The organism is Acinetobacter sp. ANC_7655, assembly GCF_056784015.1.
Map to the genome: position 1 here is coordinate 18170 of NZ_JBWYJB010000013.1, position 25181 is coordinate 43350.

General features: G+C 39.9%; 24 protein-coding genes. 19 read left to right on the forward strand and 5 right to left on the reverse strand.

Annotation, left to right across the window (positions count from 1 at the left end):
* Positions 1–4: 4 nt before the first annotated feature.
* On the forward strand, positions 5–1372 hold the full coding sequence (gene rlmD, locus AC1M9N_RS12490; RefSeq protein ID WP_481588707.1) for a 23S rRNA (uracil(1939)-C(5))-methyltransferase RlmD: 1368 nt from the start codon (positions 5–7) through the stop codon (positions 1370–1372).
* Between the two features lie 53 nt (positions 1373–1425).
* Entirely contained in the window at positions 1426–3732 is a 2307-nt protein-coding gene (locus AC1M9N_RS12495) for a RelA/SpoT family protein (RefSeq protein WP_035265331.1), read from the forward strand.
* A gap of 55 nt (positions 3733–3787) precedes the next feature.
* Here AC1M9N_RS12495 and AC1M9N_RS12500 read toward each other — a convergent pair whose 3' ends face one another.
* Complete coding sequence (locus AC1M9N_RS12500; protein WP_481588708.1) at positions 3788–4219, reverse strand: hypothetical protein; 432 nt, start codon at positions 4217–4219, stop codon at positions 3788–3790.
* 79 nt (positions 4220–4298) lie between these two features.
* Positions 4299–5075 (reverse strand): SDR family oxidoreductase, encoded by a 777-nt coding sequence (locus AC1M9N_RS12505; protein WP_481607825.1) that lies wholly within the window; start codon positions 5073–5075, stop codon positions 4299–4301.
* 107 nt (positions 5076–5182) lie between these two features.
* Here AC1M9N_RS12505 and mazG point away from each other — a divergent pair, with 107 nt between their 5' ends.
* The 9 genes from mazG to yjgA all read left to right on the forward strand — a co-directional run bounded on the left by mazG (position 5183) and on the right by yjgA (position 11861).
* Positions 5183–5977 (forward strand): nucleoside triphosphate pyrophosphohydrolase, encoded by a 795-nt coding sequence (mazG, locus tag AC1M9N_RS12510; RefSeq protein WP_481591536.1) that lies wholly within the window; start codon positions 5183–5185, stop codon positions 5975–5977.
* Positions 5970–6380 (forward strand): helix-hairpin-helix domain-containing protein, encoded by a 411-nt coding sequence (locus tag AC1M9N_RS12515; RefSeq protein WP_481591535.1) that lies wholly within the window; start codon positions 5970–5972, stop codon positions 6378–6380. Before mazG ends, AC1M9N_RS12515 begins: the two co-directional genes overlap by 8 nt.
* A gap of 153 nt (positions 6381–6533) precedes the next feature.
* Positions 6534–7991, forward strand: a complete 1458-nt coding sequence (gene pcnB, locus AC1M9N_RS12520; protein WP_481954848.1) for a polynucleotide adenylyltransferase PcnB — start codon at positions 6534–6536, stop codon at positions 7989–7991.
* Positions 7988–8476, forward strand: coding sequence for a 2-amino-4-hydroxy-6-hydroxymethyldihydropteridine diphosphokinase (folK, locus tag AC1M9N_RS12525; RefSeq protein ID WP_035265339.1), 489 nt, complete (start codon positions 7988–7990; stop codon positions 8474–8476). The genes pcnB and folK overlap by 4 nt, the downstream gene beginning before the upstream one ends.
* 40 nt (positions 8477–8516) lie before the next feature.
* Positions 8517–9326, forward strand: coding sequence for a 3-methyl-2-oxobutanoate hydroxymethyltransferase (gene panB, locus AC1M9N_RS12530; protein ID WP_481591533.1), 810 nt, complete (start codon positions 8517–8519; stop codon positions 9324–9326).
* Between the two features lie 2 nt (positions 9327–9328).
* Complete coding sequence (panC, locus tag AC1M9N_RS12535; protein WP_481591532.1) at positions 9329–10168, forward strand: pantoate--beta-alanine ligase; 840 nt, start codon at positions 9329–9331, stop codon at positions 10166–10168.
* A gap of 39 nt (positions 10169–10207) precedes the next feature.
* Positions 10208–11059 (forward strand): RNase adapter RapZ, encoded by an 852-nt coding sequence (gene rapZ / locus AC1M9N_RS12540; protein ID WP_035265345.1) that lies wholly within the window; start codon positions 10208–10210, stop codon positions 11057–11059.
* Entirely contained in the window at positions 11056–11325 is a 270-nt protein-coding gene (locus AC1M9N_RS12545) for an HPr family phosphocarrier protein (protein ID WP_035265349.1), read from the forward strand. The genes rapZ and AC1M9N_RS12545 overlap by 4 nt, the downstream gene beginning before the upstream one ends.
* 2 nt (positions 11326–11327) lie before the next feature.
* Positions 11328–11861 (forward strand): ribosome biogenesis factor YjgA, encoded by a 534-nt coding sequence (yjgA, locus tag AC1M9N_RS12550; RefSeq protein WP_481954849.1) that lies wholly within the window; start codon positions 11328–11330, stop codon positions 11859–11861.
* 57 nt (positions 11862–11918) lie between these two features.
* Here the strand turns inward: yjgA and AC1M9N_RS12555 are convergent, their stop codons facing one another.
* On the reverse strand, positions 11919–13559 hold the full coding sequence (locus AC1M9N_RS12555; RefSeq protein WP_481587552.1) for an acyl-CoA synthetase: 1641 nt from the start codon (positions 13557–13559) through the stop codon (positions 11919–11921).
* 264 nt (positions 13560–13823) lie between these two features.
* On the opposite strand from AC1M9N_RS12555, the gene AC1M9N_RS12560 reads away from it, so the two are divergent.
* Genes AC1M9N_RS12560 through AC1M9N_RS12570 form a run of 3 tightly spaced genes read left to right on the forward strand, consistent with a single transcriptional unit; the run spans position 13824 to position 18055 of the window.
* The gene (locus tag AC1M9N_RS12560) at positions 13824–15566 is read left to right on the forward strand and encodes a neutral/alkaline non-lysosomal ceramidase N-terminal domain-containing protein (RefSeq protein WP_481954850.1); all 1743 of its coding nucleotides are present in this window, start codon (positions 13824–13826) and stop codon (positions 15564–15566) included.
* On the forward strand, positions 15563–16852 hold the full coding sequence (locus AC1M9N_RS12565) for a D-arabinono-1,4-lactone oxidase (RefSeq protein ID WP_481590350.1): 1290 nt from the start codon (positions 15563–15565) through the stop codon (positions 16850–16852). The genes AC1M9N_RS12560 and AC1M9N_RS12565 overlap by 4 nt, the downstream gene beginning before the upstream one ends.
* A gap of 3 nt (positions 16853–16855) precedes the next feature.
* Entirely contained in the window at positions 16856–18055 is a 1200-nt protein-coding gene (locus tag AC1M9N_RS12570) for an alanine racemase (protein WP_481587549.1), read from the forward strand.
* 58 nt (positions 18056–18113) lie between these two features.
* Here the strand turns inward: AC1M9N_RS12570 and AC1M9N_RS12575 are convergent, their stop codons facing one another.
* Positions 18114–19733 carry a glutamate synthase-related protein gene (locus AC1M9N_RS12575; protein WP_481591528.1) on the reverse strand — a complete coding sequence of 540 codons (1620 nt, stop codon included), beginning with the start codon at positions 19731–19733 and terminating at the stop codon, positions 18114–18116.
* A 325-nt stretch (positions 19734–20058) separates the two neighbouring features.
* Here AC1M9N_RS12575 and thrS point away from each other — a divergent pair, with 325 nt between their 5' ends.
* Both thrS and infC read left to right on the forward strand, forming a co-directional pair.
* Positions 20059–21981, forward strand: coding sequence for a threonine--tRNA ligase (gene thrS, locus AC1M9N_RS12580; protein WP_092768341.1), 1923 nt, complete (start codon positions 20059–20061; stop codon positions 21979–21981).
* Positions 21982–21986: 5 nt separating this feature from the next.
* On the forward strand, positions 21987–22538 hold the full coding sequence (infC, locus tag AC1M9N_RS12585; RefSeq protein WP_081403231.1) for a translation initiation factor IF-3: 552 nt from the start codon (positions 21987–21989) through the stop codon (positions 22536–22538).
* A gap of 459 nt (positions 22539–22997) precedes the next feature.
* Here the strand turns inward: infC and AC1M9N_RS12590 are convergent, their stop codons facing one another.
* The gene (locus AC1M9N_RS12590) at positions 22998–23468 is read right to left on the reverse strand and encodes an Hsp20 family protein (RefSeq protein WP_179998611.1); all 471 of its coding nucleotides are present in this window, start codon (positions 23466–23468) and stop codon (positions 22998–23000) included.
* 280 nt (positions 23469–23748) lie between these two features.
* On the opposite strand from AC1M9N_RS12590, the gene AC1M9N_RS12595 reads away from it, so the two are divergent.
* The 3 genes from AC1M9N_RS12595 (at position 23749) to AC1M9N_RS12605 (ending at position 25160) form a co-directional block, all read left to right on the forward strand.
* Positions 23749–24366: a glutathione S-transferase family protein gene (locus AC1M9N_RS12595; protein WP_035265364.1), complete on the forward strand. Its 618-nt coding sequence runs from the start codon at positions 23749–23751 to the stop codon at positions 24364–24366.
* Positions 24367–24438: 72 nt separating this feature from the next.
* Positions 24439–24738 (forward strand): hypothetical protein, encoded by a 300-nt coding sequence (locus AC1M9N_RS12600; protein ID WP_092768345.1) that lies wholly within the window; start codon positions 24439–24441, stop codon positions 24736–24738.
* A complete protein-coding gene (locus tag AC1M9N_RS12605) occupies positions 24735–25160 on the forward strand; it encodes a YqaA family protein (protein WP_481610013.1) in 426 nt (141 codons plus the stop codon). The genes AC1M9N_RS12600 and AC1M9N_RS12605 overlap by 4 nt, the downstream gene beginning before the upstream one ends.
* The last annotated feature ends 21 nt before the right edge of the window (positions 25161–25181 follow it).

Genomic DNA, 25181 nt, shown 5'->3' on the forward strand with positions numbered 1-25181 from the left:
CTCTTTGAAACAACGTGCCGCACATCGCTCATCTCAACTTCCTCGTTATACATTTACAGTTGAGAGACTTTCACATGAAGGGCGAGGGATCGCACATTTTCAAGGACAGGAACATCCTCAAGACAAATTGGGTAAAAAGGTTTTTATTCGTTTTGCACTGCCAGGAGAAACAGTAGAAGCTCAAATTACCCATCAGGCAAAAAAATTAGAAGAAGCTGATTGTGTGCAGTTGATTGGGGCGCCGAGTCCAATTCGTACACAGCCAGTTTGTCCACATTTTGGAAAATGTGGAGGCTGTAATATGCAGCACATAAAATTAGATGAACAAATTCGTTTAAAACAATCAGTTTTAGAGTCGCATCTCACCCACTTTGCAGGTGCTCTTCCAGAGTCGTGGCTAGAACCATTGCGTTCGACACGTGAAGATTATCGTCACAAGGCTCGTATTGGCGTTCGCTACATTGCTAAAAAAAATAAACTAGTCATGGGTTTTCGTGAGGTTCAATCTAATCAGCTTACAGAAATTAAAACCTGCAAAATTTTAGATGCAGAGCTAGATGCTGCGTTACCTCACCTCAAGGTACTCCTTGAAAATCTAAAAGCAAAAGCAGATATAGGTCATATCGAATTGGCGAAAGGAGATCAAGAGGTTGCACTTTTGATACGTCATACCAACAAATTACTGCAAAATGATGTCAACCAACTGCGTGAATTTGCGTTAGAAAGATCATGGCAGCTTTATTTGCAACCAGCTGGTGTAAGTAGTGTTCATCGTGCGGATGGTGACCTATCTGAGCGATTACATTACTCACTACCGGATTTTAACGTGACGTTTGGTTTTAAACCGACTGACTTTACTCAGGTTAACCCCACCATTAATCCACAAATGGTGAAGCTGGCATGTGAATTGCTTGACCTGAGCGGAAATGAGCGTGTTCTTGATTTATTCTGTGGTCTAGGGAATTTCTCATTGCCACTTGCACGTTCTGTAACACGGGGTGAGGTCGTCGCGGTGGAGGGAAGTGAGGAAATGGTGATGCGTGGGACAGAAAATGCACTGAAAAACGGCATCACAAACGTAAAATTTTATGCTCAGGATTTAACGCAAGATTTTTCGCAACATTCTTGGGCAAATCAAGGGTTCGATGCACTCTTAATAGACCCACCACGCGCTGGAGCTGAAGAAATTATGCACTATGTGCCAAATTTTGGTGCAAAAAAAATCGTCTATGTTTCCTGTAATCCTGCTACATTAGCACGTGATACAGGGATTTTAGTACAACATGGTTATCAGTTGAAGAAAGCTGGTGTGATGGATATGTTCAGTCATACAGGTCATGTTGAATCTATTGCTTTATTTGAAAAAAGCTAGTGCTAAGTGTTGATTTAATAAAATGAAGATTAGATTTAAAAAAGGAGAAGGGTATGGTCACAGTACGTGAGCAGTTACCTGGACGACTGACTGAGTTGTCTGAGGAAACGACTGTAGAACATGCCGCTGAAGCGCAACTTGGTTTAGCAACTTGGCTAGACCGTGCGCGGATTATTTTAGACGGTGCAGAACTTAAAAAATTAGAAGAAGTCGCTCTTAGTGTTTTAAAAAAAGAACTGACTTCTGATCACCATCATAAAACCAATACCTTCGCGACTGGCTTAGGTATGGCAGATATTTTGGCTCACCTACATGTTGATGAAGATACTTTGTCAGCAGCGATGCTTTATCGTAGTGTGCGTGAGGGCATGACGTCGCTTGAGGAGATTCGTAAAAGCTTTGGTGAAAGTGTCTACAATTTGGTGAAAGGCACTTTGGCTATGGGTAAGTTGTCAGAGCTGATCGAAAAAAATAAACGTTTAGAAGATCACTTCAATAATAATCAGCGTGAACATTTAACTGGGATTTACAAGATGTTGATCTCAGTAACAGAGGATGTTCGCGTTGTATTAATCAAGTTGGCTGAGCGTACGCTGGCTTTGCGTGAGTTGGCAAACTCTCCAAAAGAGCGTCAAGAGCGTGTCGCACGAGAAATTTTGACCATTTACTCGCCCTTGGCGCATCGTCTTGGTATCGCGCAGTTAAAATGGGAACTTGAAGATCTTGCGTTCCGTTATTTAGCACCAGAGCGCTATAAAGAAATTGCATCTTTACTCAATGAAAAACGCTTAGAGCGCGAACAATATATTCAATTCGTGGTCGATAAGCTGAAAAGTGAGTTGTTGAAGCATGGCATTGAGGCTGAAATCTCAGGTCGTGTGAAACACATTTATTCGATTTATCGAAAAATGAAAAGCAAGAACTTAAGTTTCGATCAGCTATATGACATTCGAGCTGTTCGTGTATTAGTTCAAAATGTATCTGAGTGTTATCACGCTTTGGGGATCGTACACCAAATCTGGCGTCATATTCCCCATCAATTTGATGATTACATCACTAACCCGAAAGCCAATGGTTATCGCTCTTTACATACTGCAGTGATTGCTGAAAATAAATCTTTAGAGATACAAATCAGAACCACTGAAATGCATGAAGAAGCTGAGTTAGGCGTTTGTTCTCATTTCAATTATAAAGAAGGTGCGAAAACTACAGATTATTCATTTAATCATCGTTTACACTCTTTACGTTCGGTGCTTGAGCATTATCAAGAACGAAATGAAGCAGGTGCGCATCCGAATGAAGACGAAACTGAAAATTTCAATCAGCTTCAAGATTTTGAAGATTTTGAAAAAATTTATGTTTTTAGTCGTGATGGTGACATCAAAGAATTACCACGTAATTCAACCGTTTTAGATTTTGCATACCATGTACATACGGAGGTTGGCAACAAGTGTTATGCAGCACGTGTAAACCAACGTTATGTTCCACTGACTTATACATTAAAAACAGGTGAACAAGTCGAGATTTTGACCAAGAAAGATCGTGAGCCAAATCGTGATTGGTTGGTGAACTCTTTAGGTTATATCAAGACAGCACGTGCAAGAGACAAGTTGCGCCATTGGTTCAGACAGCAAGACCGTAGTAAGAACTTAGAAGTCGGTCGAGAGATTCTCACCAAGGAATTATCACGTCTTGCAATTCACCCAAAAAGTATTGATTTGAGTGATTATTGTGCTCATTTTAACGTTAAAACAGGTGAGGACATTCTTGTATCCTTGGTGAGTGGAGATATCAGTCTTCATGCATTGATTAATCAAGTCAATCGTCATATGCACTTGGATCAAGATGAGCCTGAGTTAGTGCTGAAGCCAGCATTAAATCCACGGGCGAGTCATACATTATCAGCGCATGGGATTCTGATTGACGGTTTGGATAATGTTGAACTACATATTGCACAATGTTGTCAGCCTGTTCATGGTGAGTCGATTGCTGGATATATCACACTTAATCGTGGGGTGAGTATTCATAAGGTGGCTTGTCCGGATTATGTACGTATGATCAGCCAAGAACCTGAACGCGCTGTTGAAGCAGATTGGGAAATGCAACCGACAAGAGGGCAGAGTGTCCAAATTGTGGTTGAGGCTTATGATCGTCGAGGACTGCTGAAGGATCTAACCCAAGTGATTTTTTCAGATCAGATTAATATTCGCCAAGTGAATACCATTTCCGAAGCGGATGGTATTGCCAATATGAAGCTGTTGATTGAGGTCAAAGGTTTGGCTCAATTGTCTCGCTTGTTGGCTCGATTGGAACAGCAACCAGGCATCATTAGCGCAAGACGTTTGGTGCAAGGGAATTAAAAAAAAGCCTGCTTTAGCAGGCTTTTTTATGACTGATCACTCAAATAGCGTTAAATCAGATTTTGCATTTTTTAGAACCTTGATAGATTCCAATATTATCAATGTTTGCTTGTGATGCAGCTTTGATCTGTTGCTGTAATGGAATATTTGCAGCATCAGAAGTATCGCTTTCACCCGCTACAGAGTTTGCAACTTGCCCCATCTTTGTTGCTTTTTCTGAGTTGCCACCGAAAGTAGATAATGCATTACCTGCCATACCCGCCCATTTGCTCAATGATTTAGCTGGTGTTTGGGTTGCAGCAGCTGCAATATTTTTATCAGCATTTTCTAAGTTACGCTTAGCATTGGCTTTTTCAACAGCTAGTGTTGCACAATCCATTGCCTTGAGTTCAGCAGTTGAGTGCTGATGCGTTGGTAGTTCACCCGCAGCTTGAGCAAGAGTCGTTGTTAAAGCAGTAGCGATAGCTAAAGTTAAAATTTTTTTCATTATATATTCTCATTTGTAACGCATTGTTATAAATGCCCCTGTTGAGGCGAGAGAATATTACACAAATGTGACCAATTTGTCATTTCTTTTTACTTAATATTAAGTTTGTCACTCTGTTGATCAATTGAGGGCTAAATCTTGACAGGTGATACATCAATTCAGTTTTGATGCCAACCGTATGGTGAGTCACGGTTAAGTGATGGTTTTTTAAACGAGCGACACGGTAAATTTCCTGAGCAACGTCTTGGGCGCTGAGACTGACTCCTATATTTTGAATCGTACCCGCATCCATGCCTTTTACCATGGCAGTCTGAACAAATAATGGCATGATGTCTAATACGCGTATTCCATATTTTTGCCATTCAACATCAAGACCTTCTGTAATGCCGCGAACAGCAAATTTACTTGCTGAATAGGACACTAAATCAGCTTGACCATAGATAGCAGAAGCAGAGGACATATTGATGATACGTGCGTGGGAGGCCTGTTTTAAGAAAGGGAGCGCAGCGTGACAGCCATTGAGAACGCCGTTAACATTGATATTAAATGTTCGATGATGCGATGAGATATCTGTATTTTCGAATGCCCCTGAATATAAGATGCCAGCATTATTTAATAATATATTTATTTCACCAGCCCATTCGTTGAACTCAGTTAAAGCACTTTGCCATTGGTCGTATTGGGAAACATCTAGCAAACCCGCTTTAGCATTTGGCCCTAAAGATTGAGCCAATTGTTCAGCTTGTTCGAGATTGATGTCATAAATACCGACTTTATAACCTTGCTGATAGAATAGTTTTGCGGTAGCTGCGCCAATCCCTTGTGCTGCGCCACTGATAAAAATGCTAGATGTCATCGAAAATCCTTGTTGTTTTACATCATTTTATGTTCCTAGTTGAGCATAAGATTGTTCATTGAATCAACAATAACTTTAAACTCATCATTCACTAGAGATCAACTTTCATGGAAAAACTTTTAAATATCATGCAAGAGCTTCGTGCGAAATGTCCATGGGATCAAAAACAAACGCCTGAAAGCTTGACTCGCTATGCGATTGAAGAAGCTTATGAGGTTGAAGAAGCAGTTCGATCACAAAATACAGCGCATGTAAAAGAGGAATTAGGAGATCTTCTGCTGCAAGTTGTATTTCAAGCGCAAATGTATAGTGAGCAAGGAGCATTTAATTTTCATGATGTGGTGGAAACGTTGTGCGACAAGTTGATTCGAAGACATCCTCATGTCTTTCAATCAGCTCAATTTGAACAACTGAATGAACAGCAGGTGAGTGAACTTTGGCAAAAAATTAAGGCTGAAGAGAACAAAGACAAAACTAAATCACGTTTAGATGAAATTAAAGCGGGTCCTGCCTTAGATCAAGCCGAGCAAATTCAAAAAAATGTAGCTCAGATTGGATTTGATTTCGAAAATGTTGAGCAGGCGTATGAAAAGTTAGATGAAGAGTTATCTGAATTAAGAGAAGCCCTCAACCATCAAAATTCCGACGAAATACAAGAAGAGTTTGGAGATTGTTTATTTTCTTTAATCAATGTTGGACGTAAAATCGGCATTTCAAGTGAGATGGCTCTACTTGGAACCATCCACAAATTTAAACAACGTTTTTCATACATTGAGTTGCAGGCAAAAAATAGAAATACGCCCATTGAAAATATGAGTCTCAAAGAAATGGACCAATTGTGGGATCAGGCAAAAGTGTATCTAAAGCAACATAACAATAAAATTCAGGTTCAACATGAATAGCATCATTTCTTTTCTTCTTCTGATATTTACTGCATGTGTGAGTTTAATCAGTTCGGCATATGCACAACAGTTTGATCAATCTTACTTAAAATGGAAAGCAGAGCAAGAAGCTCATGATCAACGACTTAACCGGCAAAGTGCGAACCATTATTTATCTCGACCAGCCGTAAATACATCATCAAAGCAAGCAGCTGGTGGTGTCGGGCAATCAACTAAAGTTCGTCTTAATACGGCTTCAATGGTTGAACTACAAATGATTAAAGGAGTGGGTGAGAAGAAAGCTGCTGCAATTATTGAGTATCGGCAAAAGCATGGCAGTTTTAAGTCAGTAGATGAACTTCAAAATGTCAAAGGAATAGGTCCAAAGTTTATCGAAAAGAATCGCAACCAGTTAGCCCTCTAACACATTTTTATAGAGATCAAATGGCACTAAGGGGTGTTGAAATTTAATCAATTTTGACGGTGAATCTTGGAGAATAAAATTGCCCTTTGATTGTGTTAGAGCTATGATTAGCACAATTATGATTTTACGTTCTGACGTAGGAGACAGCGTCTTTTGCAAACTTTGCACGCGTCAAAGTGCGGTTTATCCACTGCACAATTACCTTCTTCCATTTTAGATGTTATTGATTCTTTAACTAAAGCCGGCTATGAAGCTTATATCGTCGGTGGTGGTGTCCGTGATTTGATGCTTGGACTTGCGCCTAAAGATTTCGATGCTGTAACCAATGCGACACCTTCACAAATTAAAGAAGTATTTGGTCGTCGTTGCCGAATTATTGGTCGTCGTTTTGAGTTGGCTCATGTCTATTCTGGTCGTGAATTAATTGAAGTGGCCACTTTCCGAGCTCCTCCTAAAAAAGCAGTGACTTCTGCTGCAGGGATGATTCTAAGAGATAATAATTGGGGCTCAATTGAAGAAGATTTTGCTCGTCGAGATTTCTCAATCAATACGATGTATTACCAACCGCGTAAGGGTATCGTTCTTGATTTCTGTAACGCTATTGATGATATAAAAACAAAAACATTGCGTTTATTGGGGGATCCAAAGTTACGTTTTGAAGAAGATCCAGTTCGTATGTTACGAACACTGAGATTTGCTGCGAAACTTAACTTTAAAATTGATCCTGCAATTTTAGATGTATTTACAGCTGAGGCAACCTTGCTTTTACGTGATGTATCACCGCATCGTTTATATGATGAATCTCAAAAGTTATTCACAATGGGGCATTTGAATCGTGTGCTCCCGATGTTGATTGAGTTTGGAATCTGGAAGCAATTATTTGCAGATATTCCTCCTCATATTGATGCATTTATTGAACGTGCAGCGAAAAATACAGATCAGCGAATTCAAATTGGTAAAACGATCAACCCTGCATTTTTCTATGCGGTATTGTTGTGGAAACCATTCCTTGAGCGTTGTGATTTTTATATGCACAAAGGTGTTGTGGCAGCTGAAGCACGTGCTCAAGCTGGCTTAGATGTGCTGAAGCGCCAAGCGACACGCACGATTATCCCGCGTTTTGCAGAAACATTTATTCGTGAAGTTTGGGAAATGCAAACTCGTTTGTTGAACCCAAAACCTCAGCAAATTGAAGCACTCTCAGGTCATGCTCGTTTTAGAGCAGGTTTTGACTTTATGTTGCTGCGTGAAAAGTCTGGAGATCAGACGACCAATGGCATGGGTCAATGGTGGGATGCTTATCAGTTGATGTCTTTGGACGAAAAAGAGCGTGTGATTGCGCAGTACAATCGTCAACGGACTAAATCACGACGTAAAGTTGCCGTGACCGAAGATGTTGCGGAAACAAAGCCTCAGCAGATTGAACCGCTAGTTAAAGAAACGGAGTCACGTAGCCGCCGCAGTCGTAAGGCCGCTTCAGCGAATGAGCGAAGAACAGAGCAAAATGCGAGTATCGCTTTGGATAATGGTATTGCAGCTGATCATCCTATTTTGAAGCGTAAACGTGTCAAACGCGATTTAAATACAGTGGTGTTTGGTCCTATCCAATGACAGTACGAACATATATTGGACTGGGAAGTAATTTAGGTGATTCTCAGCAGTTGATGGCAGAAGCCTATACGAAACTGGCAATGCTGGGTGTGGTGAAAGCATCAAGGCTTTATCATAGTCCACCTATGGGTCCTCAAGACCAACCACATTACCACAATGCGGTCGTTCGTTTAGATACGAGTCTAACGGCGCTTGAATTATTGGATGAATTACAAAAAATAGAAAATGAAGCAGGGCGGGTGCGTTTACGTCGTTGGGGTGAACGCACACTCGATTTAGATCTATTGTTATATGGTGATCAAACGATTCAAAATGATCGCTTAACTGTTCCGCATATCGGGATATTTGAGCGAGATTTTGTCATACTGCCGTTATTAGATCTGGATGTCGAATTAGAAATTCATGGACAGAAAATTCGAGAAACGAATATTGCAAAACACAGCCAATTGGATGTTTTAGCAGATTCATCTTGGATCAATATTTAAACTTTAAAATGTTCTAAGGAACTGTGTTAGAGGACATCTTATGATCAGTCTGAGCGATTTAAGACAATTCAAACAGCAAGGTCGAAAATTTTCATGTCTGACTTGTTATGACGCCAGTATGGCGAAGGCAATGGAAATTGCTGAAATAGATACCATTTTAATTGGTGATTCGCTTGGGATGACTATTCAAGGCCATGATTCAACGTTGCCTGTGAATGTGGAAGATATGGTCTATCACACCTCAGTTGTACGTCGTGGAAATAACCATGCTTTCATCTTAACTGATCTTCCTTTTATGAGTTATGCCACACTCAATGATGCATTAGTAAACTCGAAAAAAGTGATGCAAGCTGGCGCACAAATGGTCAAGCTTGAAGGTGGTGCTTGGCTTGCTGAAACGGTAGAAGTGTTGACTCGCAATGGTATTCCAGTGTGTATCCATCTTGGATTAACGCCACAATCCGTTCATGTATTTGGTGGCTATAAATTACAAGCCAAAACGCGTGAAGCTGCGGATCAACTGATTGCTGATTGTAAAGCCGTTGTTGAGGCTGGGGCTGCAGTGTTATTGCTAGAGTGTGTACCTGCACAATTGGGTCAAGAAATTACAGAACTATTTCCGCATGTACCTGTGATTGGTATTGGTGCTGGGGCACAAACCGATGGGCAAGTTCTGGTTGTTCAAGATATGCTGGGATTAAACTTCGGTCGTGTTGCACGTTTTGTACGTAATTTTATGAAAGAACAGTCTGGTGAAACAGCCATTCTTGATGCAATCAAATCGTATCATGCTGCTGTACTAGATCAATCTTTCCCTGCTAAAGAACATACGTTCCAAGTTGAGCTTTAATCATGAAAACTGAAACAACAATCCATGGTTTAACCGCATCACTTCATGCTGCTCGTCAAGCACGAAAGACTATTGGTTTTGTCCCGACCATGGGGAATCTACATCAAGGTCACTTAAATTTAGTACGTGAAGCACGTAAATTATGTGATGTGGTTGTGGTCAGTATTTTTGTGAATCCGATTCAATTTGGCCCAAATGAAGATTATGACAGTTACCCACGCACACTTGATCAAGATAGTCAGTTGTTGGCTGAAGAGGGTTGTGACATTATTTTTGCACCTTCAGTTGAGCAAATGTATGGCAGTCAACCTCGCTTAACTAACATTAGTGTCGGTCAAATCACCAATGATTTATGTGGTGCTCAACGTCCGGGGCACTTTGATGGTGTTGCGGTAGTGGTAACGAAGTTATTTAATATCGTACAACCACATTTTGCATTCTTTGGTCAAAAAGACTACCAGCAGTTGGCTGTGATTAAGACAATGGTACGTGACTTGAACATGCCGATTGAAATTATTGGTGTGCCAATTGCACGTGCTGAAGATGGTTTGGCATTAAGTTCACGTAATGGTTATCTTTCGGCTGAACATCGTCAAATTGCACCAGTGATTTATCAATCTTTAAAAACTGCTGAAACAAATTTAAAACAAGGTCAAGCGCTTACAGAGGTTCTTGCTGAGATAAAATCAACTTTAAGTAATGCTGGCTTTGTCGTGGATTATGTTGAAGCACGTAATCCAATGTTGCAGGCAGTTGAGCAATTTGACCAAGATATTGTGTTATTTGTTGCTGCGAAAATTGGCTCGACACGCTTGATCGACAATTTACAAATCAGTCATTAAAACAGGATTAAACTCGATGATGATCGTCAGGTGTGGTGCATGAAGCGAATTCTTATTGTTACAGGACAATCCGGTTCAGGGAAGTCATCTGCATTGCAGGTTCTCGAAGATTTAGGTTATTACTGTATCGATAATTTGCCGCTAGCATTACTTCCTGAGATCGTTGGAAAGTTAGATCAAGAAAATAATTTAGAACAATTGGCTTTAGGGGTTGATGTTCGGAGTACACGCGCTGATTTGCAAGAATTTGAGCAAGTTTATCAGCAACTGGAAAAACATGGTGAGGTCGAGGTGATTTATCTCACCACCAAAGATCAAGAGTTAATTGCTCGTTTTAGTGCTTCGCGTCGACCTCATCCACTGGCGAATCGTTTTAAAAGTCTGAATGAGTGCATTCAGGAAGAGAAACAATTACTGTTGCCGATTCAATTAAGAGCAACTGTACAGATTGATACATCAGATAAAAGTGTCCATGATCTTAAAGATACATTATTATCCCGCTTAGGGCAGGTAGATAACTTAATTGTTATTTTACAGTCTTTTGGATATAAGCATGGTATTCCGTTGGATGCTGATTTTATTTTTGATGTGCGGCATTTACCCAATCCACATTGGGATTTAGAGCTTAGAAAATATTCGGGTTTAGATGAGCCCATTGAAAAATTCCTGACATCATTTGACCAAGTGAATATGATGTTTGAGGATTTAAAGCAATTTTTAGAGAAGTGGTTGCCTGCCTTTGCAGAAGGGCATCGCCATTACATTACGGTTTCGATTGGATGTACAGGTGGTCAGCACCGCTCTGTATTTATTGTGGATAGACTCAAAAAGGCGCTTGAGGCACAATGGTCTATTCAGGTCTTGCATAGAGAAATGAAGCACTGGTCATGATTGACACAACTGTTGACGTAATTAACAAATTAGGATTACATGCGCGTGCGTCAGGCAAGCTCATTGAGGTCACTACCAAATTTCGAAGTTCGATTAAAATTGGTAAGGGCGATAAATTAGTCGATGCCAAAAATATTATGTCTTTGCTCATGCTCGGTGCAGGCAAAGGAACTACATTAAGACTAGTGATTGAAGGGGCAGATGAAGAGAAAGCTTTGTCTGAAGTTCAAGCATTATTCGCAGCAAAATTTTACGAGGCTGAATAATCGTGGCACGTCGATCGCAACGTTTTACTGAAGATGATTTTGAGTCTTTAGAAGGACGTGCAAGTAAAACTGAACAAAAGAAAGCTGTACAACGTATGGCTGCTTTAGGGGCTCAACTTGCTGAGTTACCCAAAAAAAAGATTGAAAGCCTTCCTGTGGAAGAACGCTTAATTGAAGCTTTATTGGATGTTCAATTGATAACATCAGGTGAGGCTCGTCGTCGTCAATTTTTGCGTATTGGTAAATTATTACGCAATGAAGACGAGAGCATGATCTTATCTTATTTGACACCTCAACAAGGGGCGAAAAAGACAGCACAATTGCACCGCTGGGTCGATCGTATGATTGCACAAGGTGAGCCTGTTATTAAAGAATTTATGAAGACTTACAATGCTGCAGAGCATCATGCAATACGTCAGCATTTACTTCGTATTGAACGTGATATTCAACAAAACTTAGGTGAGGATGCTGTTGCACAATCTAAGTTAAATTTGCTGAATTACGTTCAGCAAGTTGCACTTATCTCTGATCGTTAATGGTCAAAAAAAAGGTCTGATGTTTCAGACCTTTTTTATTTCTTAGATGCTTAATATTTAGAGTGCAGCACGATCTTTTGCCCAATCTCGCAACACAAACTTTTGCAGTTTACCTGTTGAAGTTTTAGGGATTTCAGTAATCACTACGTCTTTAGGTACCTTGAATCGAGCAAGATGTTGTTTGCAGTATTCAATGATTTCTTCAGGTGTAGCTTGTTGCCCTTGCTTCAATTCAATAAATGCGCATGGAACTTCTTGCCAACGTGGATCAGGTTTTGCAACAACTGCAGCTGTCAGCACGGCAGGGTGTTGATAAAGTACTTCTTCCACTTCAAGTGAAGAAATATTTTCACCACCAGAAATAATCACATCTTTCGAGCGATCTGTGATTTTGGCATAACCATCAGGCTGGCATACGGCAAGATCGCCAGTATGGAACCATCCACCAGCAAATGCTTCAGCGGTGGCTTCAGGATTCTTCAAGTACCCTTTCATGACAATGTTGCCACGGAACATAATTTCGCCCATGGTCTGACCATCATTCGGTACAGGCAGCATCGTTTCAGGATCTAGTACTTTCATCCCATCTTGAAGTGGATAAGGTACACCTTGACGTGAATGTAGTTGAGCTTGTTCTTGGATGCTTAAATCACTCCAGCCTGCTTGCGAAGCACATAGCGCTGATGGTCCATAGGTTTCAGTGAGACCATAGACGTGGGTAACATTGATTCCTAAATTTCGCATACCTTCAATAATGGCAGCTGGTGGCGCTGCACCAGCAACCATCACTTCAACTCGATGATTAATTTCGCGTTGTTGCTCTTTTGGTGTGTTGATCAACATGGACAATACAATTGGTGCACCGCAGAAGTAATCGACTTGATGATCCGCGATCAATTGATAGATCTGTGCTGGATCAACTTTTCGAAGACAAACATTTGTGCCACCGTTGGCGGCCATGGTCCAAGCGAAACACCATCCATTACAATGGAACAGAGGCAAAGTCCATAAATAGGTGGCACGGGGTGTCATACCACAAGCAATGATATTACTCGCTGCATTAATATAAGCCCCACGATGATGATAGACCACACCTTTTGGATTCCCAGTTGTGCCTGAGGTGTAGTTTAAGCTGATGGCATCCCATTCATCCTGTGGTAATTGCCACTCAAACTCAGGATTACCTTGTGAAAGCCAAGATTCATACTCAATTTTTCCAATACGGGGCGCTTGATCATTGAATTCATATTCAGTATCTGCAACATCGATAACATAAATGTCCTGAGGAACTTGTGCTAAAGCTTCCTGTGCTAATTCTGAGAATTCAGGGTCAACTAAAAGTACTTTTGATTCAGCATGTTCAAGCATAAATGCGAGTGTTTTTGCATCTAGGCGCGTATTTAATGTATTGAGTACAGCGCCTGCCATAGGCACTGCAAAATGCGCTTCGATCATGGCTGGAATATTTGGAAGTAATACCGACACAGTATCATTTTTTTGAATACCAAGCTTTTGCAGCTGATCGGCAAATTGACGGCAACGTTTGTACTTTTCTTTCCAGCTAATCCGGCGTGTACCATGAATAATTGCATCTTGCTGAGGGTAGATATAGGCCGCACGCTCTAAATATCTGAGTGGAGAAAGGGCAACAAAATTTGCTGGCGTTCTAGGTAGTTCGTCATACGGACTTAAATTCATTTTAGTATCCATCTTCATTTTTATAATCCTGAGTAAAAGATAAGCAAAAAATAAACGGAATACATTTATCCTTTAGTCGAGCAAACGTGACATTTTGTCAATTAGGCGAAATTTCATATTTTTTAACTTCATTTTATTGCGATTTATTCGTGAAGTTGGTGATATTTATTTGTGCTGAATAATGTAATTGATCGAGAAATAGGGTAAATTTTAAACAGATTTTAAGTTTCAAAATCGAATAATAAAAGCAAAAGGATTTTGCATATGTATATTGTTGGGTGGGGGAAAGATGAAATTAACATCGAACCCAAAGGCTATGCCATGTTTGGCTATGGGATGTGGCATCACCGTGCCTATAAAAAAAGAACTGCGCTGTATGCGAGAACAGTGACCATTCAAAAAGATCAAGATGCCCCATTGATATTATGTTGTCTAGATTTTGGCTGTATTACTTCAGCAATTCGAATCAATGTAATCCAACGCTTGAATGAAACGTTGAGGGATTGTTTCGATCCGCATCGTTTGGTTCTAATGGCAACGCATACCCATTCAGGTCCAGGCGGTTGTGGTTATGAAGCTCTTTATAATATGCCGACACCAGGATTTGTGCCTGCGCACCTTGATGCAGTTGTGGATGCTGTGCAATCCAGTATTCAACAGGCATTATTCAATCGCGATTTTACAGAGATTCGATTAGCGACAATTGACATTCCTGAGCAAGTCCCTGTGGCATGGAATCGCTCGATAAAAGCGTATAATCGAAATCTCGATACTGCATTCGTCGATGAATCTGAAACTTACAAAGCAATCAATCGACAAATGCAAGTCCTTGGCTTTTATCGTGGGGAAAAGCTTCATTCTCTGTTGTCACTTTTTGGTGTGCATGCGACATGTTTGGGCAATCAATTAGACGCTCATGATGGTGATAATAAAGGCTATGCCGCAACACTTTCGGAAGAGACCTTAAGTGCTGCTGGGGTGGATGGACCAGTTTGTATATTTGCGCAAGCAACAGCAGGCGATGTGTCACCACACTTCCATGGAAAGAATCAGACTAAGATCAGAAAAAAGATAAAAGGTGAAGCAGAATACATCTATGCGAGAAACAATGGTCGTATACAGAGTGAGTATGCTTTAGCCGCTTTACTTGAGAAACAGAATCAAAACATCCAATATCAAGATTTGGATGCAGTACTCGAGTATGTGGATATGGCAAATACTGTGGCTGATCCAGAGTTTTCAGGTGGATATAGCAATGCGATAACAAGCCAAGCTTGTCATGGGACAGCATTTATTGCGGGCACACCAGTCGATGGTGTGGGTGCTGCAAAGCCATTGATCATGGCTATGAATTTACTTTCAAAACAATTCAAACGAAGTAAATTGAATTCAAAAGATCCAGTGGAAAGTGCTTATTATCAGAAGCTTTATCATGCTCAAGGACCCAAAAATATTATTTTTGAATCGGGTCAGCATCGGATATTAGGAAAAAAATTAGGTTCACTTCCTGGTGTTTTAGATCCACTCATTGCTGAAATGAATGCTCAAGTTCACGCCGGCGCAATTCAAGAAAGCGATTTAGTGCCACATATTGTGCCAATTCAGCTCATTCGAATCGGTCAACTTTTTTTGGTATGTGTTCCCGGAGAGTTTACAACAACTTCAGGTAAGCGCGTATTAAATACCATTCAGAAAAGTGTATTACCGACATTTCCTAACGCAAAAATTTGGTTTGCATCTTATTGTAATGACTATATGGGCTATGTCACGACATTCGAAGAATATCAAGAACAAGCCTATGAAGGTGGACACACTTTATTTGGTCAATGGACTTTGGCAGCTTTTCAAACCTATTTTAAACATTTGGCTAAACAGATTTGTTTGCCACCTGAACAACGTCAATTATCAAATTGCGTACCTAAAGCAGTACCTCAAAAAGAATTAGAGAAAAGAACCAATCGGGGAAATGTTCAAACCGCCGTTGCACAAAAGGAGTTGGCAACATGAGTAATCTGACACATCATTATTGGTCTAACTGGTCGGGATATTGCCACTCAAACCCGCAACATATCTTATATCCAGACCAATTACATGAATTACAGGATATTGTGATTCAACATCCTAAAGTTCGTGTGGTTGGTGCAGGGCACTCATTTACTCCGTTGGTAAAAACGGATGCGTCTATTATTTCTTTAGACCGATTTTCAAGTGTCTTAAATGCTGATCAGGCTAAATGCCAAGCGACGTTATGGGCAGGTACTCGACTATTCAATTTAGGCCAGCATCTTGCGCCTTATGAGCAGTCGCTTATGAATCAGGGTGATATTGATCAACAAAGTTTAGCTGGTGCTGTATCTACAGGAACACACGGGACAGGTGCAGCGCTATATTCTATTTCAGGCTATGTAGAAGATTTTGAGCTATTACAGGCAAATGGGGATTTAATCCAATGCTCAAAGACGGAGAACCCTGAAATTTTTCAGGCAGGTAGAGTATCGTTGGGATCGCTCGGGATATTAACGAAAATAACCATGCAAAACCGCCCTAGATATAAATTGAAAGAGAAAATTCATTTAGCCCCTGTAGAAGAAAGCCTTGATCAATTTCTCCAATTGATGCACCAACATCGGCATTTGGAGTATTTTATTTTCCCTTTTACAGATCAGTTAATTTTTAAAACACTTGATGTTACAGAGGGTGAGGTGAAGCCAAGAGAAACTTCTTGGCCATCTGAGGATCAACTTTTAACATGGTGTTGTGAAATTTCTAAAAAAGCCCCTTTTTTGACGAAATATCTTCAAAAATTAGTCGGTGTTTTTGTGAAGCCAACAGAATTCATTGATTGGTCGGGTGATATTTTTGCAACACCTCGGAATACCAAATTCAATGAAATGGAATATCAAATTCCAATTGAGAATGGTATTCAATGCATCAAAGAAGTGATTGCAACGTTTAGAAAATATCAAATAAATTCTTTTTTCCCTATCGAATTCCGCGTGGTCAAAGGGGACGATATTTGGCTAAGTCCTTTCTATCAGCAAGACAGTATTTCGATTTCAATCCATCAATATTATAAGCAGTCACCTCAAAAAGTATTTGATCTTATTGAGCCGATTTTTCAAAAATATCGAGGCCGTCCACACTGGGCTAAGATGCATCAACTGTCTCACCAAGAGATGCGAGCTCTTTATCCGAAATGGAATGAATTTATGCAAATCAGAGAAGCGCTCGATCCCCATCGAAAGTTTCTCAATCCCTATCTTGAAAAACTATTACTTGGGCAACAAGGATGAGAGATGAATAGTTTTTTTAATCAAATGAATGATGATTTGCGGGCACATGGTTTAGGTCAACCTATGCTCTTGATCGATGACGATGCATTAAACTTTAATATTGCTTATGTAAAACAGCAGCTAGCTTCGGCAAAGCACTTAAAACCGCGGTTAGTCGTTAAATCTTTGGCTTGTTTGCCTTTGTTAAAAAAGCTAAGTTTCGATTTAGACACCCAACACTTTATGGTATTTCATATTGATCACTTACAATTGATGTTCAATCATTTTGATCAAGCTGATTTACTCTTTGGCAAGCCGATGCCAATTCGTGCAGTAGAAAGGTTTTATCAAAACCATCACACGCCAATCAAATGCAAGATACATTGGTTAATTGATTCCTTTGCTCGTTTGCAACAATATCATGCCTTGGCTGATCAACTGGGATTTAGCTTCAATATCAATCTTGAAATTGATGTGGGATTACATCGTGGAGGCGTTCAAAATTCTGCTGAATTTATACAAATGCTCAATTATATTCAGCAGCATCAAAAAACGCTAAATTTGAGTGGTTTAATGGGCTACGATGCGCATGTTACTAAACTACCTAAGATGGTGAAGCGTCCAGAAACAGCTTATGCTGAGTCTCAACATATTTATCAAAATTATCAGCACATCTTAAAACACCAATTCCCAGATTTAAATCATGCTCAGCTGTGTTTTAACGGAGGAGGAAGTCCAACCTTTAGTTTTCACGTGAAACATAGTGTGTGTAATGATCTGTCATTTGGCTCAATGTTGCTAAAGCCCAGCGATTTTGATTCTGAACATCTTTCTTTGCTTAAACCCGCTTTATATATTGCGAGTCCCGTACTGAAAGTATTAGACGAAGTCTCATTGCCAGGGATACCTTCATTTAAAAAAATAAAATTCTTTCAGAAGCATCAAGCGGTTTTTATCTACGGTGGCTATTGGATGGGTCAATATGTTTATCCAGCAAAATCTCATCCTCATTTATTGTATGGACGAAGCACCAACCAGGAAATGATTTGTGTCGATCGTAAAATTGATATCCATCCTGATGACTATGTATTTATTCGACCGAGCCAGAGTGAGGTGGTCATCCCGCAGTTCAATCGCACGTACCTTTATCGAAAAGAAAATGAGTGGAATTCATCTGATTTGGAAACGAGTAGATTTGAACCTTGGGAAAATTTTAGAGAGTAGTGATTAAAAGAAAAAAAGGGATGAAGTTAATCATCCCTTTTTAGCATTGGTTTGAAATTTATTGGACGCCGCCGTAATGGATGCCCGTTAATTCACTGATTTCTTTTTTCCAAGTGGTTAAGTCATCCAAATTAAATTTACTTAAATGGTCATGCCCACAAGCACGCGCCATTACTTGCATCAACTCGACTGAAGCATTGAAGAAGTTGGCGAGTTGCTGTGCTGATTTTTCTATTTCGAGTCTTCGACGCAAATGATCTTTTTGTGTTGCAATACCGACAGAGCATTCATTTGTATTACACGCGCGCATTCCCAAACAACCAATTGCCTGCATGGCAGAGTTAGACACGGCAATGGCATCTGCACCCAGCGCTAAGGCTTTAATAAAATCAGCAGGGACACGTAAGCCACCTGTAATGACCAAACTAATGTCACGACGTCCTAAACGATCTAAATGACGACGTGCCCGTGCTAAAGCAGGAATGGTCGGCACTGAAATATTGTCACGGAATAATGTTGGTGCTGCACCTGTACCACCACCACGACCATCTAAAATAATGTAGTCCACACCTATCGCAATCGCAGCATCAATGTCTTTTTCAATATGCTGTGCAGACAGTTTAAAGCCAATCGGAATGCCACCTGTCTGCTCGCGTATATAGTTTGCAAACTCCTTGTACTGTGAAAGTTCAGTCCAATCCGGAAAGGTTGCGGGAGAAATCGCAGATTGTCCTTCTTCTAAACCACGTACTTCTGCAATTTTTCCGACCACTTTATGCCCGGGTAGATGTCCGCCTGTTCCTGTTTTTGCTGCCTGTCCACCTTTAAAGTGAAAAGCTTGGCATTTTTTTACTTTTTCAATGTCATAGCCAAAACGACCAGAGGCCAACTCGTAAAAATATCGTGAATTCGAGGCTTGTTCATCATCTAACATTCCACCTTCACCAGAACAGATGCCAGTACCTGCCATTTCCGCACCCATTGCCAGTGCAGTTTTTGCTTCTTGCGATAAAGCTCCAAAACTCATGTCGGAAACAAATAATGGAATATTGAGTCTCAATGGTTTTTTTGCATTTGGTCCAATAATCACTTCGCTTGCAACGGGGGCATCATCCAGTAGAGGAACTTTCCAAAGTTGAGCTGTGACCAGTTGAATATCTTCCCATTTTGGAAGTTTGTCAAAAGGCACACCCATGGCTGCGGTAGGACCATGATGACCGAAATTTTTTAGACCATTTCGAGCTAATTCTAAGATGAATCTATTGTGTGGCTCTTCAGGAGCAGGCTGAGAATCTGCGTAGAGTCCTTGATAACGATCACGGTTGAATTGCTGTGGATTTCTTTTTTCCCAAGCTTCGATTTCTTCTAAGTCAACATAGACATGATCATCATGAATCCAAGCTTTAAATTTTTGCAGATTTTTATTGAGATATCTCGGGTTAATGCCAGTTTTATAGATGTAATGAGAGCCGTGAAGGCCACATACAATTTTGTCGCCTTGAATATGGGCATCGGACATGAGTGCTCCGCGATGCTGACAACGACCATACATGACTACGACTTTTTCTTCATCATGATCTTCAAGACGAAGAACAACAAGATCCACATTGGCTGCTAAAGCATATGCGGGTTTAAGCGGCTGGAGTGTAGACCAAGCAATTAGTGGGTGAGATTTCATATGACCTGCCTAATGATTTCAGTGGGTTATATTTATTTGTTTAAAAGTATGTTGATCATCTAATAGAAAGTATAAAAGATTATTTTTCTATAATTGGGATAATATTGGTTTAAATATTAAATTGGGAATATATTTTAACTATTTTTGTCACAATTAAAACTGCTATCGCCTAATGCTCGATTAACGGTTTATTAAACAACGTGACACGTGTAAAATCTCTAGCGATTTTATTTATCCACCGTTTTTATCTTTTGAGGTTCGCCTCGATCATAATCTCGCGGTGACATGCTCCATTGTACGGGGCATCACTCCTTAAGGATTTTTTATGCCAATTATTACTTTGCCAAACGGCGATCAAAAACAATTTGATCAAGCTGTCTCTGTCATGGAAGTTGCTCAAAGCATCGGTCCAGGTCTTGCAAAAAATACGGTTGCAGGTCGTGTAAACGGCCATCTAGTTGATGCATGTGACTTAATCACTGATGATGCCACGTTGCAGATCATTACGCCTAAAGATGATGAAGGTGTTGAAATTATTCGTCACTCTTGTGCCCATTTAGTTGGTCACGCAGTGAAGCAGCTTTTCCCCGAAGCAAAGATGGTGATTGGACCTGTCATTGAAGATGGTTTCTATTACGATATCTACAGTGAAAAACCATTTACACCAGATGATATGGCTGCCATCGAAGAGCGTATGAAAAAGCTCATCGATCAAGATTATGATGTCATTAAAAAGATGACACCTCGTGATGAAGTGATCAAAGTATTCACTGAGCGTGGTGAAGATTATAAATTACGCCTCATCGAAGATATGCCAGATGAGACTCAAATGGGTCTTTATTATCATCAAGAATATGTGGATATGTGTCGTGGTCCACACGTACCAAACACTAAATTCTTAAAGTCATTTAAGTTGACGAAGATGTCAGGTGCTTACTGGCGTGGTGATGCGAAAAACGAACAACTTCAACGTATTTATGGTACGGCTTGGGCGGATAAGAAGCAGTTGGCTGCTTATATCAAACGTATTGAAGAAGCTGAAAAGCGTGACCACCGTAAAATTGGTAAAGCGCTTGATCTGTTCCACATGCAAGAAGAAGCACCAGGCATGGTGTTCTGGCATCCAAATGGCTGGACGATCTATCAAGTTTTAGAACAATACATGCGTAAAGTTCAGCAGGACAATGGTTATCAAGAGATTCGCACACCTCAGGTGGTCGATTTTAGTCTGTGGGAAAAATCAGGACATGCTGCAAACTATGCAGAAAACATGTTTACTACACATTCTGAAAACCGTAACTATGCCGTTAAACCAATGAACTGCCCATGTCATGTTCAAGTGTTTAACCAAGGTTTAAAATCTTACCGTGATTTACCAATTCGTCTTGCTGAATTTGGTTCATGTCACCGTAACGAACCATCGGGTTCATTACATGGGATTATGCGTGTTCGTGGTTTCACCCAAGATGACGCACACATTTTCTGTACAACTGAGCAAATTGGTCAAGAAGTTGCTGACTTTATCAAACTGACTTTAGATGTTTATAAAGATTTCGGTTTTGAAGAAGTGCAAATGAAACTCTCAACACGTCCAGAAAAGCGTGTAGGGGATGATAAGCTTTGGGATGTTGCTGAAAAATCTTTAGCTGACGCACTGGATGCAGCAGGTCTCGCTTGGGATTTACAACCTGGTGAGGGTGCGTTCTACGGTCCTAAAATTGAATTTTCTTTGAAAGATTGTTTAGGTCGTATCTGGCAGTGCGGTACAATCCAATGCGATTTTAACTTGCCATTACGTTTAGATGCATCTTATGTCACTGAAGACAACGATCGTGATCATCCTGTGATGCTTCATCGTGCAATTCTTGGCAGTTTTGAACGTTTTATTGGTATACTTATTGAACACTACGCTGGATTTATGCCACCATGGTTGGCACCAATTCAAGCATGTGTGATGAATATTACCGATTCTCAAGCAGATGCTTGTCAGTCAGTCGTCGCTAAATTGCAAGAAAATGGCATTCGAGCGATTTCAGACTTGAGAAATGAGAAAATCGGCTTTAAGATTCGTGAGCGTACTTTAGAGCGTATTCCATACCTATTGGTGCTTGGGGATCGAGAAGTAGAGGAAGGTACAGTGAATGTACGTACTCGCTCTGGAACAAATTTAGGTACTATGTCTATCGATGCATTCGTTGACTTAGTGAAAGTAGCCGTAGCCGAACGCGGCCGGTATATTGTGGAGTAAGAAAGATTAAACAGCCTGACCGTAACCAACAACAAGGTGCTAAAAGCAATCGTCCTGCATTAAATGATGAGATTCGTGCGAAAGAAGTGCGTCTCGTTGGCGCTGACGGAGAACAAAAAGGCATCGTTTCACTTGCTGAAGCGTTGCGTGCTGCAGAAGAAGTTGATCTTGACCTCGTTGAGATCGTTGCGAATGCAGAGCCGCCTGTTTGTAAAATCATGGATTACAACAAGCATTTATTTGATCTGAAGCAAAAGCAAAAAGATGCTAAGAAAAAGCAGCATCAAGTTCAGGTTAAAGAGATCAAGTTGCGTCCTGGTACAGACGTTGGTGATTACAATGTTAAGTTGCGTGCTATTCTGAAATTCCTTGAAGAAGGCAACAAAGTTAAAATTACTCTACGTTTTCGTGGTCGTGAGATGGCTCACCAACAATTGGGTCTTGCTCAATTACAAAAGATTGAAGCTGATGTGGCTGAAATCGGTGTAGTGGAACAAGCACCAAAAATGGAAGGCCGTCAAATGGGTATGTTACTTGGTCCTAAAAAGAAAAAGTAAAACCGATTTAGAGAAAAAGCCCTGCACATGCAGGGCTTTTTTATATGTTGATTGAAGGGATATAGGTACATCCTGAGTTAGTAAAGAGAGGAACGACTGTAGTTGGGGTATAAATCATCAGTTGAATATTTCCATCAGGCAGTACTTTAGTGAAGTCTAATAAACTTATATTTTAAACTTCTCGAATCATTTTGTGGCTTGAGTAAAAAATTTAATTATTTCGACAGGTAAACTCGTACTTATGCATAGAAAATTCTAGATGGATGGTAAAACTGAATAGGTTTAGAGTGTTTACTGCCTTGAAAGATGACCCAAAAAGGATTTTTTATATTGCACATCAGCACATCAGCACATCAGCACATCAGGAAATTCGTTGCTCAAAGTACCTTTAGATTTGATCTATAAAAAAAGCCGATACTTTTGCATCGGCTTTTTTTGTGACTCATTAAGTTCGATGCTTTATTCGACATGAACTGTTTTTTCAGTAGACTCTGTATTTTCTAACAGAAGTTTTTTGCCAATTGGAATTTGTCGAGGTAATTTCTCTTCTGGAATGATACGCTCTAAGTCGATCACTAATAAGCCATTTTCATAATCTGCTTGTTGAACTTCAATATGTTCATCTAAGCGAAGCGATAATTTAAATGAACGACGCGCAATTCCTTTATGAAGATATTCGGTTTGTTCAGATTGAATAGCTTCTGGTTTTCCTGTGATCGAGAGAAGCTGATTTTCAAGACTGATATTTAACTCATCTTGACTAAAGCCTGCAGTAGCGACCACGATGCGATATTTATTCTCACCTTTTTTTTCAATGTTATAAGGTGGGTAGTTTGGAGCATCACTTTGCATTGCATAATCAATAAAATCGTTTAAACGATCAAAACCAATGCTACGACGAAACAATGGATGAAGATTTAAGTTACTCATGATTAAAACCTCCTGAGGTCAGCAAAGTCATAAAAATAAGAATGTTGTTCTGTCATGACTATCATCAACAGAACCAGATGATCATCATAAATCTGGCAAGTTTTTATATAGGTTCAGACCGAAATTTTTCAATAATAAATTCAAAAAATTTTTAAAATATTTTATAAATAATTGATTTTTTATAACTTATAAATAAAGAATTTCTATCCTTGTTGTTTGGTCTGAAATGATTTATGGTGGATAAATCAATCAACAAAGGGCATATGGAGCCTGAACTGTAATGATCGATTTATATTACTGGGGAACACCCAACGGATTAAAAATAACAATTGCACTCGAAGAAATGGCTTTAGATTATCAAATCTATCCAATCAATATATTAGAAAATGATCAGTTCCAAACTGACTTTCTTGCGATCTCTCCTAATAATAAAATTCCTGCGATAGTTGATCAAAATGGACCGAATAATCAATCGATTTCGATTTTCGAGTCTGGTGCAATACTGCAATATTTAGGACGTAAAACGGGACAATTCTATCCTCAGCACGAAATCGCGAGGATTCAGGTTGAACAATGGTTGATGTGGCAAATGGGTGGTCTAGGACCGATGTTAGGTCAAAATCATCATTTTGCTAAATTTGCTAAAGAGAAAATCCCTTATGCGATCGAGCGCTACATTACAGAAACTAAAAGATTATATGGGGTGCTCAATAAGCAGTTAGTTGGGCAAGACTATGTGGCTGGTGAGTACTCTATTGCGGATATGGCAATTTTCCCTTGGTTGATGCGGCACGAGTGGCAAAGTATTCATTTAGCAGAGTTTCCTGAAGTGGAAGCTTATATTCAACGTATCCAACAGAGACCAGCGGTACAAAAGGCGCTTGCACTACTAAAGTAGATCACGGATTTAAGTGTGCTAAACTCTATACATCTAAACCACCATTTGGTGGTTTTTTTATGGAGAACTGCCATGAAGGATTTTTTTTTAAATTTCAGCAAAATTGTTGAATCTAATTCAAAAGTATACTGGGCAATTATTGCTGGTATTTTACTCTGTGTTGCTTCTTATATCGTCGAAATATTTCATGTGCAAAATATCATTGCAGCAATCGAACCAGATTCTAGGGATCAATTAAAACAGGTGATTCCAGCGATAACGAATAAATATACGGTGCTACGTGCCATCATAGTAGTGTTGGCAATTGCTTGGTCGATAAAAGAATATCGCAAAACGCAGAAACTTTTAGCGGCGAACAAGTCCAGTAAATGAATCTGATTTTATTGTTTTTAAGTGCCTTTGGAGCCGCCACTTTATTGCCCTTACAGTCCGAAGCAGTATTGTTGGGGTCATTTGCTTTAAAACAATTTTCGCCGTGGATGCTTATTTTTGTTGCAAGTGTAGCGAATGTGATGGGTTCATGCGTCAATTGGTGGTTGGGCTTAAAAATAGAGCAGTTTAAAAACAAAAAGTGGTTTCCATTTAAGTCAGATCACATGATTCGTGCTCAACGGGCTTATCAGCAGTATGGTACATGGTCACTTCTTTTAAGTTGGGTGCCTATCATTGGTGATCCAATCACCTTAATTGCAGGAATTTTGAAAGAAAAATTCTGGAAATTTATCTTCGTGGTGGGTATAGCGAAAACAGGTCGGTATCTATTTATTTACTGGGTGTATCTTGGTTTGTTCTAAATTTTCGTAGAGTAAAACTCA